Below are 14,138 nucleotides of genomic sequence, written 5' to 3' on the forward strand. Positions count from 1 at the left end.
TCTCCCGCGTGGTGAGGGTTCAATCCGCGTGAAGGGTTGAATGCCTCAGAGCTTCACTTCGATGTCGACACCACTCGGCAGATCGAGCTTCATCAGAGCGTCGATGGTCTTGGAGCTGGGGCTGTAGATATCGATGATGCGACGGTGGGTGCGGGTCTCGAAGTGCTCACGCGAATCCTTGTCGACGTGAGGAGAACGCAGCACGCAATAGATCTTGCGCTTGGTGGGAAGCGGGATGGGGCCGACGGCGGTGGCAGCGGTATGGTCGGCGGTTTCGATGATTTTTTCGCAGGACAGATCGAGCATGCGGCGATCAAACGCCTTCAGGCGGATGCGGATCTTCTGCTGGGCGATGGTGGCGGACATGGGAAACGCGGACAGTGAGAAGAGACCAGTGAGGACAGACAACCGGCCGGATCACGGCAGGGCCGGGCTGGAACGGGTTGTCGAGGTGCGGGATGGGGCAGGAGGGGGGCCATGCCCCCCTCCGCTCAGGATCACTCGATGATCTTGGAGACGACGCCGGCACCGATGGTGCGGCCGCCTTCGCGAATGGCGAAGCGCATACCCTGCTCGATGGCCACCGGGCAGATCAGCTCGCCGGTCATCTTGATGCGGTCACCGGGCATCACCATCTCCACGTTGCTGCCGTCGTCAGCGGTGAAGGCGGTGATCTGGCCGGTCACGTCCGTGGTGCGGATGTAGAACTGCGGGCGGTAGCCGGCGAAGAAGGGGGTGTGGCGGCCACCCTCCTCCTTCTTCAGCACATACACCTCACCCTCGAACTTGGTGTGGGGCTTGATCGAGTTGGGCTTCACCAGTACCATGCCACGCTCGATGTCATCCTTCTGGATGCCGCGCAGCAGCAGACCGACGTTGTCACCGGCCATGCCCTCGTCGAGCAGCTTGCGGAACATCTCCACACCGGTGACGGTGGACTCGCGGGTGTCCTTGATGCCCACGATCTGGACGGTTTCGCCGACCTTCACCTTGCCGCGCTCGATCCGGCCGGTGGCCACGGTGCCACGACCGGTGATCGAGAAGACGTCTTCCACAGCCATCAGGAAGGGCTTGTCGATTTCCCGCTCGGGCTCAGGGATCGACTCATCGACGGCATTCATCAGCTCTTCGATCCGGGCTTCCCACTCGGCGTCGCCTTCGAGAGCCTTCAGACCGGAGACCTTGACCACGGGGATGTCGTCGCCGGGGAAGTCGTAGCTGCTCAGCAGCTCACGCACTTCAAGCTCGACCAGCTCAAGGATCTCCTCGTCGTCGACCATGTCGCACTTGTTGAGAGCCACCACCAGGGCGGGCACACCCACCTGCTTGGCCAGCAGGATGTGCTCCTTGGTCTGGGCCATGGGGCCGTCGGTGGCGGCCACCACGAGGATGGCGCCGTCCATCTGGGCGGCACCGGTGATCATGTTCTTCACGTAGTCCGCGTGACCGGGGCAGTCCACGTGGGCGTAGTGACGCTTATCGGTTTCGTACTCGACGTGGGCGGTGTTGATGGTGATGCCGCGCTCGCGCTCTTCGGGAGCACCGTCGATCTGGTCATAGGCCTGGGCCTTGGCCATGCCTTTCTTGGCCAGCACGTTGGTGATGGCGGCAGTGAGGGTGGTTTTGCCGTGGTCAACGTGGCCGATGGTGCCGATGTTGACGTGGGGCTTGTTCCTTTCGAACTTCTCGCGAGCCATGACTTGGAAGAATCGGGGTGTTGGGTTGCGTTTGGGTAGAGATCAGGAGTTGCCCTGATTCTTGGAAATGATGGCTTCCGCCACATTGCGAGGAACTTCCTCGTAATGGCTGAACTCCATCGAGAAAATACCCCGACCCTGAGTCATGGATCGGAGCTGGGTGGCGTAGCCGAACATCTCGGCCAGAGGCACCTTGGCCTGGACCTTGGACTGACCGTCATCGACGGACTGCCCTTCGACCTGGCCGCGGCGGGAGGAGAGATCGCCGATGACGGAACCGAGGAAATCCTCCGGAACCTCCACCTCGACCTTCATCATCGGCTCAAGCAGCACAGGGTTGCACTTCTTGACGCCGTCCTTGAAGGCCATGGAGCCGGCGATCTTGAACGCCATTTCCGAAGAGTCGACGTCGTGATACGAACCGTCGACCATGGTGACCTTCACATCGATCATCGGGAAACCTGCAATCACGCCGGACTGGCAGGTTTCCTTCATGCCGGCTTCGGCCGGACCGATGTATTCCTTGGGAACGATGCCGCCAACAATCTTGTTGACGAACTCGAACCCTGAACCCGGCTCGCCGGGCTCCATTTCGATCACCACATGGCCGTACTGGCCCTTGCCACCGGTCTGACGGGCGAATTTGCCTTCACCCTTGGCCTTGGCGCGGATGGTTTCACGATAGGAAACCTGCGGAGCGCCGATGTTGGCCTCAACCTTGAACTCCCGCAGCATGCGGTCCACCAGGATTTCCAGGTGAAGCTCGCCCATGCCGGCGATCACGGTCTGGCTTGTTTCCGGGTCCGTGGAAACCCGGAAGGTCGGATCTTCCTCGGAGAGGGCGGTGAGGGCCTTGGAGAGCTTCTCCATATCGCCCTTCGTCTTGGGCTCAACGGCAACTGAAATGACCGGCTCGGGGATGAACAGCGACTCGAGAATGATCGGGTCGTTGTCGACGCAGAGGGTATCCCCAGTGGTGGTGTCCTTGAGGCCGAGCACGGCTCCGAGATCGCCGGCTCGCAGCTCGTCGACCTCTTCGCGATCATCGGCTTTGAGGATGATCAGGCGGGAGATGCGCTCCTTCTTGTCCTTGGTGGAGTTCAACACATAGCTGCCCTTCTGCAGCACGCCCGAATAGACGCGTACGAAGGTGAGCTTGCCGAACGGATCGGACATCACCTTGAAGGCCAGGGCACTGAATGGAGCGCTGTCGTCGGCAGGGCGCACGGCTTCGCTGCCATCGGGCAGCACACCCTGGATCGGGGGCACATCCACCGGCGCCGGCAGGAAGTCCACCACTGCGTCAAGAAGCAGCTGGACGCCCTTGTTCTTGAAGGCGGAGCCGCACAGCATCGGCACCAGGCCATGCTTCAACACACCCTCGCGAATGCCGTCGCGCAGTTGCTCTTCGCTCAACTCACCCTTGTCGAAGAATTCTTCGATCAAGGCTTCGTCCGTCTCGGCAACCGCTTCCATCAGCACGTTGCGCCATTCAGCCGCTTCATCAGCCATGGCGGCAGGGATGTCGGTCTCTTCGATGTCCTTGCCGAGGTCATCCTTGTAGATGAAGGCACGGTTCTTGACGAGGTCGACGATGCCGCTCAGTTCACCTTCGGCGCCGATCGGCAGCTGGATGGGCACAGCCTTGGCCTTGAGGCGGTCCTTGATCTGACCGTGCACCTTCAGGAAGTCGGCGCCGGTCCGGTCCATCTTATTGACGAACACCATCCGGGGCACGTTGTAGCGATCCGCCTGCCGCCACACCGTTTCGGATTGGGGCTGAACGCCGCCGACGGCGCAGAACACCGCAATCACACCGTCAAGGACACGCATCGAGCGCTCCACTTCGATCGTGAAATCGACGTGGCCAGGGGTGTCAATGATATTGATGCGGTGATCCTTCCAGCTGGTGGAAATTGCCGCCGCGGTGATCGTGATGCCACGCTCCCGTTCCTGCACCATCCAGTCGGTCACGGCAGCACCGTCGTGGACTTCGCCCATCTTGTGGACGACACCGGAATAGAAGAGGATCCGCTCGGTTGTGGTGGTCTTGCCCGCGTCGATGTGAGCGGCGATGCCGATATTTCTGACGCGTTCGAGGGGGTAGGCGCGGGCCACTGCGGTAGGTCTCCGGGTTGGGGTCGACAAAAAACGGGCATCACTTTACAGATCGGCCGCGGAGGCGGCCGGAGGGAGACGGTGCGGCCCAGGCGACCGCTCCCTGGGAGAGATCAGTAGCGGTAGTGGGCGAAAGCCTTGTTCGCTTCCGCCATCTTGTGGGTCTCCTCGCGCTTGCGAACGGCACTGCCGGTTTCGTTGGCCGCGTCCATCAGCTCACCCGCCAGCTTCTGGGCCATCGAGCGGCCGTTGCGGGCGCGGGAGTAGTTGACCAGCCAGCGCAGGGCCATGGCGGTGCCCCGGTCCTGACGCACCTCCATCGGGACCTGGTAGGTGGCGCCGCCGACGCGCCGGGCGCGCACTTCCACCAGCGGGGTGGCGTTGCGGACGGCAGTCTCGAACAGTTCCAGAGGGTCGCCGCCGGTGCGCTCGCCGATCAGGCTGAAGGCGTCGGAGAGGATCCGCTGAGCAGTGGATTTCTTGCCGTGCTTCATCAGCCGGGCCACGATCATCGAGGCCAGACGGCTGTTGAACTGCGGATCGGGCAGGACGGGGCGCTTCTCGGCAGCGTTGCGGCGGGACATGGAACGGGGGAGGAAATGGCGGGGGAGACGAAGGAGGGAAGCCGGTCCCGTCGCGGGACGCGTTGGCTTCAGGACTTGGGCGTCTTGGCGCCGTACTTGGAGCGGGACTGGCGCCGGTCCTTCACCCCGGCGGTGTCGAGCGTGCCGCGGATGATGTGATAGCGGACGCCGGGCAGGTCCTTGACACGGCCGCCCCGGATCAGCACCACCGAGTGCTCCTGGAGGTTGTGGCCGATGCCGGGGATGTAGGCGGTGACCTCAAACCCGGAGGTGAGCCGCACGCGAGCCACCTTGCGCAGGGCCGAGTTCGGCTTCTTCGGGGTGGAGGTGTACACGCGGGTGCACACACCGCGACGCTCCGGGCAGGAGCGCAGGGCGGGGGACTTGGTCTTGCGGGTGAGGCGCTGTCGCTCGGTGCGGATCAGCTGCTGAATGGTGGGCATCGAGGGCCGTCAGGGCTGGGCTTCGTGACTAGTCGTGGCGAACAGGTCGGGCATCCGACCGATTTCGACAATCCGTCACCTTACTTCCCCGCCGTCCCCCCGACTGAAGGAGGCGCCGCAGGCGCAGCAGCGCACCCCCTCCGCCGCGCGGATCAGGAAGCCACCACCGCTGAGATCGCCCTTGTAGTCGAGCAGCAGGCCCGCCAGCAGCGGCACCTGTTCAGGTGGCGCATGCAGGGTGACGCCATCGGCGCGGGCCAGCGGCGCGCCCGCCAGATGGCCCGGCCGCAGGCGGATCGCCCAGCGCTCGCAGCTGCCTTCGAGGAGATCCAGGTGCATCAGTCCCGGCGTTCCGGCGACCGCCGCCTGACGGCTCAGTTCCGCGGCGGCGGCGGCGGTGATGCGCAGGTTGTGGCCCCGGATCACGGTGGCGGCAGAGCAGGTGAAGGGCAGTCTGTCAGCTGCCGGTGTCGCCGCCGCCCACCATCGCGTCGTTGCCCCAGCCCGCCTGTCGCGGCTGGGATCCCTGGCGGAGCACCAGCCCCAGGCCGTTGTGGATCGAGGCCGACACCCCGCGCCCCTTGACCGCGTGGCTGCCTCCCATCACCAGGCCCGTGGAGCTGCCGCCGTCGAGGTTGAGGGCATCCCGCACCCCCAGGCGCTGCAGCAGGACCGCTGTTTCAGACAGGGTCGGGCCGGCATCGCCGACGCCCTCCAGGGTCAGCAGCAGCAGTCGCCGGCCGTCACTGGCCACCACGGTGCGTGGTGCCGCCTGGCTCAGAAAGGCGGAGCTGAAGCCCTCGCTTGCCCCCTGCAGTGCGATGCGGCCGTCCTGCAGCAGCAGTGGTCCGCCGCCGATCACATTCGGCGCGCTTCCGAGTGGATCGCTGGGGCGGCTGTCCAGCTGCAGGGGCTCGCCCTCACTCCAGGGGGGCACGCTGCCGCCCCTTCCCACCACCAGCATGTCGCCGCCGGCCAGGGGCACCCCAGCGGCCAGGCGGGAGCCGTCCAGGCGCTGCACCACCACGCCGCCGCGCACCAGCACGGCGCTCTCGCCATTGCTGAGGGCGCGGTACCAGGGCCCCCAGTCGGCGGTGTAACGGCTCAGGCCCTTCTGCACGTACCCGCTGTTGAGCACCATCAACGGCCAGCGGTTGCCGTTGCGATCGATCAGCGTTTCCTGCAGCTGCAGCCGGCCGAAGCGGGGCAGCTGGCCCGGCTGCCAGCCGAGGGCGCCGCGGTTGAGGATCGGCCCTGACAGCCAGCGGCCGTCCTCGCGCAGAGCCCCGAGAGGCAGGCGGCGCACCCGGTTGAAGTAACCGCCGTTGACAGCCACCAGCGCATCCCAGCGGCGGGCGAGGTTGGGCAGGAGGCTGAGGCCCTCCATGCCGTCATCACGGCGCAGGGTGCGCAGCTCCAGCGGGGCCGAGTTCGGATCGATGCTGACGACGTTGAGGCGGACGCTGCCATCGCCGATCGGCAGCACCCGGCGGTCCCAGGTGACGCTGCTGCCCAGCAGGGACTGCAGCCGTGGATCGAAGGCGACGGCAGGGCTGGGGCCGCTGGCCGCCCCTCCGCCGCTGTCGGGAAGATCGATCACCACCCGGGGTGGGGCTCCCAGGGTGAACACCCGGGCCGCCGTGCCGCGGCCAGCCAGGGCCAGGCTCAGCCGATCCTCCTGCTGACGACCCGCCAGTCCGAGACCCTGCAGGGCCTGCCGCTGGGAGGGATCGCTCTGAAGGTCAAGGGCCACCGCTTCGCCTTCACGGCTCACCAGGGCCGGGCCGTCGAGGTCGAGCACGATCCGGCGAGGCCCGGGGGTGCGTGAGCTGCGCACCTGCACCAGACGCGGGGGCGGCAGCGACAGGCTCAGGGCGTCCCCCATGACGCTGAGTCCGACGCCGCTGGCCCGCAGCAGGTCCCCCACCTCCACGGCCACTTCGTCCTGCAGGGGCTGCTGCTCGCCGGGGGGCACCAGCTGGGAGCGGCCGAACCACTCCAGCTCGAGGGTGCCGTCGGGGCGGCTGCGGCTGCTGAATCCCAGTTGACCCTGCAGCACCTCCAGGGGCAGCCAGAGCTCTCCCGGCTGGCCAGGGCCGGCGCCGTTGATCAGCCAGGCCGCCCGTTGCTCCAGGCCGTTCAGGCGCAGGCGGGTGCCCTGCTGCGGGCGGGCGGCCGCTGCCCTGCCGGGCGAGGTCCGCCCGTTCTGGGGGCTGGGGCCCGGTGCCGGTGGTGTTCCAGTCGTCCGCCGTTGCCCGGGTCTGAATGTCTGGCTCAGGGTCGCGGGGCCTGCGAGGGCGGCCGGCGGTGGCAGCGCCGCGTTGCCGCGTGGAGCGGCCGTTGCCGCGGGCAGAACCGGGCTCAGCAGCAGGGGGACCGCCAGGGCGGACCAGGGGGCCTTCGCCATCGGCGCGGAAGCAGCGTCACCGACGCTAGCCAGCTCGGTCTGCTCCGAACAGAGGGGCGCGATGCTGCTGCCTAGGATCAGCTCTCGCTTCGGTGGTTCATCGCCATCCAGCAGCGTTGTTCCTCTGCGCCATGGCACTCACGCCACGGCCTCCCGATTTCGAGTCCATGCCCCACTCCTGCGTTCCCGTCTGGCCCCATCGCGACAGCCCCGCGCCGGCGGCGGTGGCCGGCGAGAAGGATGCCTGTGGGGTCGGTTTTCTGGCGTCCCTGAAGGGTGAGGCCAGCCATTGGGTGCTGCAGCAGGCCCTGCGAGGTCTCGGCTGCATGGAGCACCGGGGCGGCTGCGGCGGCGATGGCGATTCCGGCGACGGCGCCGGCGTCCTTTGTGGGATCCCGTGGGCTTACCTGGAGGCCGTCTGGCCGGAGGCGGCCGCCTCGACAGGCGCCTCCCGTGGCCTTGGCATGGTGTTCATGCCGGCCGATGCGGCCCGGCGTGAGCAGGCCCGCCTGTTCTGCGCCGAGGAGGCCGCCAAGCTGGGCCTGCGCAGCCTGGGCTGGCGGGGTGTTCCGGTGGATCCGGCCGTGCTCGGTCCGATGGCACGCTCCACCGCGCCGGTGATCGAACAGTGGCTGATCGGCAGCGACCAGGATGGTGATGCCCTGGAGGCTCTGCTGTTCCGCCTGCGTCGCCGCTGTGGCGACCGGGCCCGCGACGCCTGGGGCGCCGGCGCCACCGATCTCTATTTCACGTCACTCAGCGGTCGCACCCTCGTCTACAAGGGCATGGTGCGCTCGGAAGTGCTCGCGGCCTTCTACGCCGACCTGCGCGATGAGCGCTTCGCGGTCACCTTCGCGGTCTACCACCGCCGCTTCAGCACCAACACCCTGCCTCGCTGGCCCCTCGCCCAGCCGATGCGGCTGCTGGGCCACAACGGCGAGATCAACACGCTGCTGGGCAACCTGAACTGGGCCCGTGCCTCGGAGGCCAGCCTGGATGCCGTCTGGGGTGAAGCGGCCGCCGACCTCAGGCCGGTGGTGAATGCGGCCTTCAGCGATTCCGCCAACCTTGACGCCACCCTCGAGCTGCTGGTGCGCAGCGGCCGGCCGATCACCGAAAGCCTGCTGACGCTGGTGCCAGAGGCCTTCCGCGACCAGCCGGAGCTGGCTGACAAGCCCGGCATCACCGCCTTCTACGAGTATTCGGCCTGCACCCAGGAGCCCTGGGATGGCCCGGCCCTGTTGGTGTTCGCCGACGGCCGCAGCGTCGGCGCCACGCTCGATCGCAACGGCCTGCGGCCGGCCCGCTACTGCATCACCAGCGACGGCTACGTCGTGATGGGCTCCGAAACCGGGGTGGTGGAGCTCGAGGAGAGCCGCATCGTCGAGAAGGGGCGCCTCGGCCCCGGTCAGATGCTGGCCGTGGATCTCGAGCAGGGACGCCTGCTGCACAACTGGGAGGTGAAGGAGGAGGTGGCCGCCCGGCACCCCTACGCCGCCTGGTTGGAGGAGCATCGCCGCTCGCTCACGGGCCAGCCCTGGCAGCAGGAGCGTCAGCTGGGCGACCTGGAGCTGCTGCAGAAGCAGACCGCGTTCGGCTTCACCGCCGAGGACCTCGAACTGGTGATCGAGGACATGGCTGGCGCCGCCAAGGAGCCCACCTACTGCATGGGCGACGACATCCCCCTGGCGGTGCTCTCCGGCAAGCCCCACCTGCTGTTCGACTACTTCAAGCAGCGCTTCGCCCAGGTCACCAATCCGCCGATCGACCCCCTGCGCGAAAAGCTGGTGATGAGCCTGGAGATGCATCTGGGCAAGCGCGGCTCACCCCTGCGTCCCGAACCGTCTTCCGCGGCGGTGCTGCATCTGGCCACACCGATCCTCAACGAGGCGGAGCTGGCGGCGGTGGGTGCCCAGGGAATCCCTGCCACCACCCTGTCCACGCTGATGCCCATCACAAGCGGTCCCTCGGCTCTCGAGGCCGCGCTGCAGCGCCTGAAGGCGGAGGCCGAAGCGGCGGTGCGCGCCGGCCGGCAGATCCTGGTGCTTTCCGATCGCCATGGCCTTGACGGTCAGCCGGGCGGCATCAACGCCACCACCTCCTATGTGCCGCCGTTGCTGGCGGTGGGGGCGGTCCACCATCACCTGCTCGACCTGGGCCTGAGGCTGCAGGCCTCGCTGGTGGTCGACACCGCTCAGTGCTGGAGCACCCATCATCTGGCCTGCCTGATCGGGTTCGGCGCCAGCGCCGTCTGCCCCTGGCTCACCTGGGAGACCACCCGTCACTGGCTGGCCCATCCGCGCACCCAGAAGCTGATCGAGACCGGCAAGCTTCCGACCATCAGCGTCGATCAGGCTCAGGCCAATGTGCGCAAGGCCCTTGAGGATGGTCTGCGCAAGATCCTCTCCAAGATCGGCATCTCACTGCTGGCCAGCTATCACGGCGCCCAGATCTTCGAGGCGATCGGTATCGGCGCCGATCTGATCGCGCTGGCCTTCAAAGGCACCACCAGCCGTGTCGCCGGTCTCAGCCTCCCGGAGCTCGCCAACGAGACCTTCACCTTCCACAGCAAGGCCTTCCCCGAGCTCGACCGCAGCAAGCTCGAGTTCATGGGCTTCGTGCAGTACCGCACCGGCGGTGAGTACCACATGAACAGCCCCGAGATGGCCAAGGCCCTGCATGCCGCCGTCAAGGCGGGTCCGGGCTACGACCACTTCACCACCTATCAGACCCTGCTCGAGAACCGGCCGGTGACCGCCCTGCGGGACCTCCTGGAGCTGAAGACCGCGGCGACGCCGCTCCCGATCGAACAGGTGGAGAGCATCGAGAGCATCTGCGCCCGTTTCTGCACCGGCGGCATGAGCCTGGGTGCCCTGTCACGGGAGGCCCATGAAGTGCTCGCCGTGGCGATGAACCGCATCGGCGGCAAGAGCAACAGCGGCGAGGGTGGCGAGGATCCAGCCCGCTATCACCCCCTCGATGACGTGGACGTCGAGGGCCGCTCGGCCACCCTGCCCACCATCAAAGGGCTGCGCAACGGCGACAGCGCCTGCTCAGCGATCAAGCAGATCGCCTCGGGTCGCTTTGGGGTCACTCCCGAATACCTCCGCAGCGGCAGGCAGCTGGAGATCAAGGTGGCCCAGGGAGCCAAGCCCGGCGAAGGCGGCCAGCTGCCCGGTCCGAAGGTGGATCCCTACATCGCGTGGCTGCGCAACAGCAAGCCGGGGGTCGGCCTGATCTCGCCGCCGCCCCACCACGACATCTATTCGATCGAGGATCTTGCCCAGCTGATCCACGACCTGCACCAGGTGCACCCCGCTGCCAAGGTGAGCGTCAAGCTGGTGGCTGAGATCGGCATCGGCACGATCGCGGCCGGGGTGGCCAAGGCCAACGCCGACGTGATCCAGATCTCCGGCCACGACGGCGGCACCGGTGCCTCGCCGCTGAGCTCCATCAAGCATGCCGGCGGCCCCTGGGAGCTGGGCCTCACCGAGGTGCACCGCGCCCTGTTGGAGAACGGCCTGCGCGACCGGGTGCTGCTGCGCGCCGACGGCGGCCTCAAGACCGGCTGGGACGTGATCATCGCCGCCCTGCTCGGCGCCGAGGAATACGGCTTCGGTTCGATCGCGATGATCGCTGAGGGCTGCATCATGGCCCGCGTGTGCCACACCAACAACTGCCCGGTGGGCGTCGCCACCCAGAAGGAGGCGCTGCGTAAGCGCTTCACCGGTCTCCCCGAGCACGTCGTCAACTTCTTCCTGTTTGTGGCCGAGGAGGTGCGCCAGCTGATGAGCGTGCTCGGCGTGGCGCGCATGGAGGATCTGATCGGCCGCAGCGATCTGCTGCGGCCGCGGTCCGTGCAGCTGGCCAAGACCCGGTCCCTGGACCTCTCCTGTCTGCTGGATCCGATTCCGGCGGCCGTCGATCGCGGCTGGCTGCACCACGACGCCGAGGCCCATGGCAATGGCCCGGTGCTTGAGGACCAGTTGCTGGCCGATCCCGAGCTGGTGGCCGCGATCGAAGGCCATGGCCGGGTGGACCGCATCATCCCGATCGTCAACACCGATCGCTCGGTGTGCGCCCGCCTCGGGGGCGAGATCGCCGCCCGCCACGGCAACAAGGGCTTCCAGGGGCAGCTCGATCTCACCTTCGAAGGGGCGGCAGGTCAGAGCTTCGGTGCCTTCAGCGTCCAGGGCATGAATGTGCGGCTGGTCGGCGAGGCGAATGACTACGTCGGCAAGGGCATCAATGGCGGCCGCATCACCGTGGTGCCGCCTGCCGGTGTCAACGATCCGGGAAGCCAGGTGATCCTGGGCAACACCTGCCTGTACGGAGCCACGGGCGGCGAGCTGTTCGCACTGGGCCGCGTCGGTGAGCGCTTCGCCGTGCGCAACAGCGGCTGCCGCACGGTTGTCGAGGGTGCCGGCGACCACTGCTGCGAATACATGACCGGCGGTGTGGTGGTGGTGCTGGGCAGCACCGGCCGCAACGTGGGTGCCGGCATGACCGGGGGCGTCACCTTCCTGCTCGATGAGAACGGTGGTGTCAGCGAGCGGGTGAATCCCGAGATCGTGGGGATCCATCCGCTCGAGACCCCTGAGCAGGAGGCCCTGCTGAGGCCGCTTCTCGAGGCTCATCTGGAGGCCACCGGCAGTGCCAGGGCAGCTGCGATCCTGGCCGACTGGGCCAGCTCGAAGGGCCGTTTCAAGGTGCTGGTTCCGCCGAGTGAGAAGGCCACCGTCGGCCTGGCCGAGCGACAGGCGGTGACGGTCTGAACGGGCCCTCCCTCTCGCCGTGTCAGGACCGACTGGTGTGGCGAGAGGGGAGGTTGGTGGCATCAGCAGATTGCCGCCGACGGCGGCTGATCCGGCCGTGCAGGCCCTTGAGCCGTCCGGTGGCGGCCGGCAGGCTGAAGGTTCAGAAATCGTCGTAGACCCGCTCGAACATCGCGAAGGTCTCGTCGTTGTTCATGCCGGAGACGGCGATCGAAGCCCCGCCCAGTTTGTTGATGCAGCTCACCGCGAGGGCCAGGGGCTTGTCGCGATGGTCGGCATAGAAGAACTGGCTGCCTTCTTCACCCAGAACTTCCTGATTTTCCGTGAAGCCGCTCTTGCCGGCGACCCGTTTTGCATTCTGGATGCAGGCTTCGCTACTGGCGATGCCAAGCACCAGATTGGTGTAGACATGTGGAATCGCTTCGGCTGATTGCGGCAGCGACAGCGACCCCAGCGCGGCCAGCAGCAGTCCTGTCTTGAGCATGGAGAACAAGCGCCTCACTCGGGCTCGCTTCAGAGTAGCCAAGTCAGTGCATCTTTTCTCCCCACGCCAACCGCGCGTCAGGTTCACGGATCTCCGCGATGAGGGAAGAGCTACAGATGGTCAACATCAGGGTGCGGTCGTGCTCTGAGGCCTGTGGGCCTGGCTCAGCGTGGATGCTCCCGCATCAGCCGCTGCACTTCACCGGCGTGGTAGCTGCTGCGGGTCAGCGGGCTGCTCACCACCTGCAGGAAGCCCAGCTCCTGCTCGCCATGCCGACGGAAGGTCTCGAACTGCTGCGGGGTCACGAAGCGATCCACCGGCAGATGTTTGGGGCCCGGTGAGAGGTACTGGCCGATCGTGACGATGTCCACGGCGTGGTCTCTGAGGTCTCTCATCACTTCAAGCACGTCAGCGTCGCTTTCGCCCAGCCCCACCATCAGGCCGGATTTGCTGTAGCAGCGCGGCCAGCCCTGCCTCACCCGCTGCAGCAGCTCCAGCGAGCGTTCGTAGATCGCCTGGGGCCGGGCACGCTTGTACAGCCGCGGCACGGTTTCGATGTTGTGGTTCAGCACATCCGGGGCGCCCTCCATCACAGCCGCGAGGGCGTTCCAGTTGCCGCAGAAATCGGGGATCAGCAGCTCGATCGTGGTCAGGGGGGAGCGCTGCCGCACCGCCGCGATGCAGGCCACGAACTGGCTGGCGCCGCCATCGTCCAGATCGTCGCGGTTCACCGAGGTGATCACCACGTGGCTCAGCCCCAGCCGGCTGACCGCTTCCCCCAGTCGCTCCGGCTCCGTCGGGTCGAGCGTGCGCACACTCTTGTCGAAGTCGATGTCGCAGTAAGGGCAGGCCCGGGTGCAGCCCGGTCCCATGATCAGGAAGGTGGCCGTGCCGCCGGCGAAGCATTCGCCGATGTTGGGGCAACTGGCCTCCTGGCAGACGGTGTTCAGCCTGAGGTCGAGCAGCAGATCCGCCACGGCGCCGATGCGCTCGCGCTGGGGCGCCTTGACGCGCAGCCAGGGGGGCTTGCCGCTCGGATCGCCTTCGCCGTCAGCGCCGGCGGTGGAGGGTCCCGCTCCCAGGTCGGGTTCTGTCACCGCCCAGGCGGCCCCTGTCGTTGGCTGCACGGGCAGGACGGGGGCAGGTGACAGGGGATCGGTCATCGGGGGGCGGATCCTGGGTGATGCGGGTGGGGCCTGGACGGGGGCAGGCTGTGGAGCTGTCCTGGCCTGGTTCAGGACCGGAACGGCGGGCCTGCGTGCTGGCTGTTCACGGTCCGGGCGGCCCTGCTCCCCTACAGGGACGTTAGACAGCCGGTTCCCGTGCCCTGGCGGGAGGGCGATCCCTTAAAGTCGGCCCATCGGGATGTAGCGCAGCTTGGTAGCGCACTTCGTTCGGGACGAAGGGGCCGCAGGTTCGAATCCTGTCATCCCGATTGCCGATCGCGTGGCCTGAAAGCCGCTCCAGACAAGGTCCAGCGTCTCACTTCTGAGGCGTTGGACTTTTTTGATGGGCGGATTGTTGGGTGCCTTCAACCTGGCTGCTGTTCCCCCTGTCGCTCCCCGCGCAGCCGTCAACCGGCCACCTTCTCGGGTCGCCCGCAGGCCGCGGCGCCGGAGCCGAAGCTCCC

The 14,138-nt window shown here is 67.0% G+C and carries 10 protein-coding genes and 1 tRNA gene; 2 read left to right on the plus strand and 9 right to left on the minus strand.

What is annotated here, in order from left to right; translation table 11 throughout:
* Window positions 1-45 precede the first annotated feature (45 nt).
* The 7 genes from rpsJ to H8F25_RS14730 form a co-directional block, all read right to left on the minus strand.
* A complete protein-coding gene (rpsJ, locus tag H8F25_RS14700; RefSeq protein WP_197211043.1) occupies window positions 46-366 on the minus strand; it encodes a 30S ribosomal protein S10 in 321 nt (106 codons plus the stop codon).
* A gap of 131 nt (window positions 367-497) precedes the next feature.
* A complete protein-coding gene (gene tuf / locus H8F25_RS14705; protein ID WP_197211044.1) occupies window positions 498-1,697 on the minus strand; it encodes an elongation factor Tu in 1,200 nt (399 codons plus the stop codon).
* Window positions 1,698-1,739: 42 nt separating this feature from the next.
* On the minus strand, window positions 1,740-3,815 hold the full coding sequence (gene fusA, locus H8F25_RS14710; RefSeq protein WP_197211045.1) for an elongation factor G: 2,076 nt from the start codon (window positions 3,813-3,815) through the stop codon (window positions 1,740-1,742).
* A gap of 113 nt (window positions 3,816-3,928) precedes the next feature.
* Window positions 3,929-4,399, minus strand: a complete 471-nt coding sequence (gene rpsG / locus H8F25_RS14715) for a 30S ribosomal protein S7 (protein WP_197211046.1) — start codon at window positions 4,397-4,399, stop codon at window positions 3,929-3,931.
* Window positions 4,400-4,467: 68 nt separating this feature from the next.
* Window positions 4,468-4,842, minus strand: coding sequence for a 30S ribosomal protein S12 (rpsL, locus tag H8F25_RS14720; protein WP_186697323.1), 375 nt, complete (start codon window positions 4,840-4,842; stop codon window positions 4,468-4,470).
* A 75-nt stretch (window positions 4,843-4,917) separates the two neighbouring features.
* The gene (locus H8F25_RS14725) at window positions 4,918-5,268 is read right to left on the minus strand and encodes an AIR synthase (RefSeq protein WP_197211047.1); all 351 of its coding nucleotides are present in this window, start codon (window positions 5,266-5,268) and stop codon (window positions 4,918-4,920) included.
* A gap of 31 nt (window positions 5,269-5,299) precedes the next feature.
* Window positions 5,300-7,249: a phosphodiester glycosidase family protein gene (locus tag H8F25_RS14730; RefSeq protein ID WP_197211048.1), complete on the minus strand. Its 1,950-nt coding sequence runs from the start codon at window positions 7,247-7,249 to the stop codon at window positions 5,300-5,302.
* Window positions 7,250-7,416: 167 nt separating this feature from the next.
* Here H8F25_RS14730 and gltB point away from each other — a divergent pair, with 167 nt between their 5' ends.
* A complete protein-coding gene (gltB, locus tag H8F25_RS14735) occupies window positions 7,417-12,024 on the plus strand; it encodes a glutamate synthase large subunit (protein ID WP_197211049.1) in 4,608 nt (1,535 codons plus the stop codon).
* Window positions 12,025-12,166: 142 nt separating this feature from the next.
* Here the strand turns inward: gltB and H8F25_RS14740 are convergent, their stop codons facing one another.
* The gene (locus H8F25_RS14740; RefSeq protein ID WP_197211050.1) at window positions 12,167-12,517 is read right to left on the minus strand and encodes a hypothetical protein; all 351 of its coding nucleotides are present in this window, start codon (window positions 12,515-12,517) and stop codon (window positions 12,167-12,169) included.
* A 155-nt stretch (window positions 12,518-12,672) separates the two neighbouring features.
* Window positions 12,673-13,671 (minus strand): lipoyl synthase, encoded by a 999-nt coding sequence (gene lipA, locus H8F25_RS14745; protein WP_197211051.1) that lies wholly within the window; start codon window positions 13,669-13,671, stop codon window positions 12,673-12,675.
* A gap of 198 nt (window positions 13,672-13,869) precedes the next feature.
* On the opposite strand from lipA, the gene H8F25_RS14750 reads away from it, so the two are divergent.
* A tRNA-Pro gene (locus H8F25_RS14750) sits at window positions 13,870-13,943 on the plus strand.
* Window positions 13,944-14,138 lie beyond the last annotated feature (195 nt).

Source organism: Synechococcus sp. CBW1004, from assembly GCF_015840715.1.
GTDB lineage: Bacteria > Cyanobacteriota > Cyanobacteriia > PCC-6307 > Cyanobiaceae > Cyanobium.

What these genes read in the sequence shown, in the direction of transcription:
- H8F25_RS14730 (WP_197211048.1), bottom strand. Translation starts at nt 7,249, where the DNA reads ATGGCGAAGGCCCCCTGGTCCGCCCTGGCGGTCCCCCTGCTGCTGAGC.
- tuf (WP_197211044.1), bottom strand. Translation starts at nt 1,697, where the DNA reads ATGGCTCGCGAGAAGTTCGAAAGGAACAAGCCCCACGTCAACATCGGC.
- gltB (WP_197211049.1), top strand. Translation starts at nt 7,417, where the DNA reads ATGCCCCACTCCTGCGTTCCCGTCTGGCCCCATCGCGACAGCCCCGCG.
- rpsG (WP_197211046.1), bottom strand. Translation starts at nt 4,399, where the DNA reads ATGTCCCGCCGCAACGCTGCCGAGAAGCGCCCCGTCCTGCCCGATCCG.
- rpsJ (WP_197211043.1), bottom strand. Translation starts at nt 366, where the DNA reads ATGTCCGCCACCATCGCCCAGCAGAAGATCCGCATCCGCCTGAAGGCG.
- lipA (WP_197211051.1), bottom strand. Translation starts at nt 13,671, where the DNA reads ATGACCGATCCCCTGTCACCTGCCCCCGTCCTGCCCGTGCAGCCAACG.
- rpsL (WP_186697323.1), bottom strand. Translation starts at nt 4,842, where the DNA reads ATGCCCACCATTCAGCAGCTGATCCGCACCGAGCGACAGCGCCTCACC.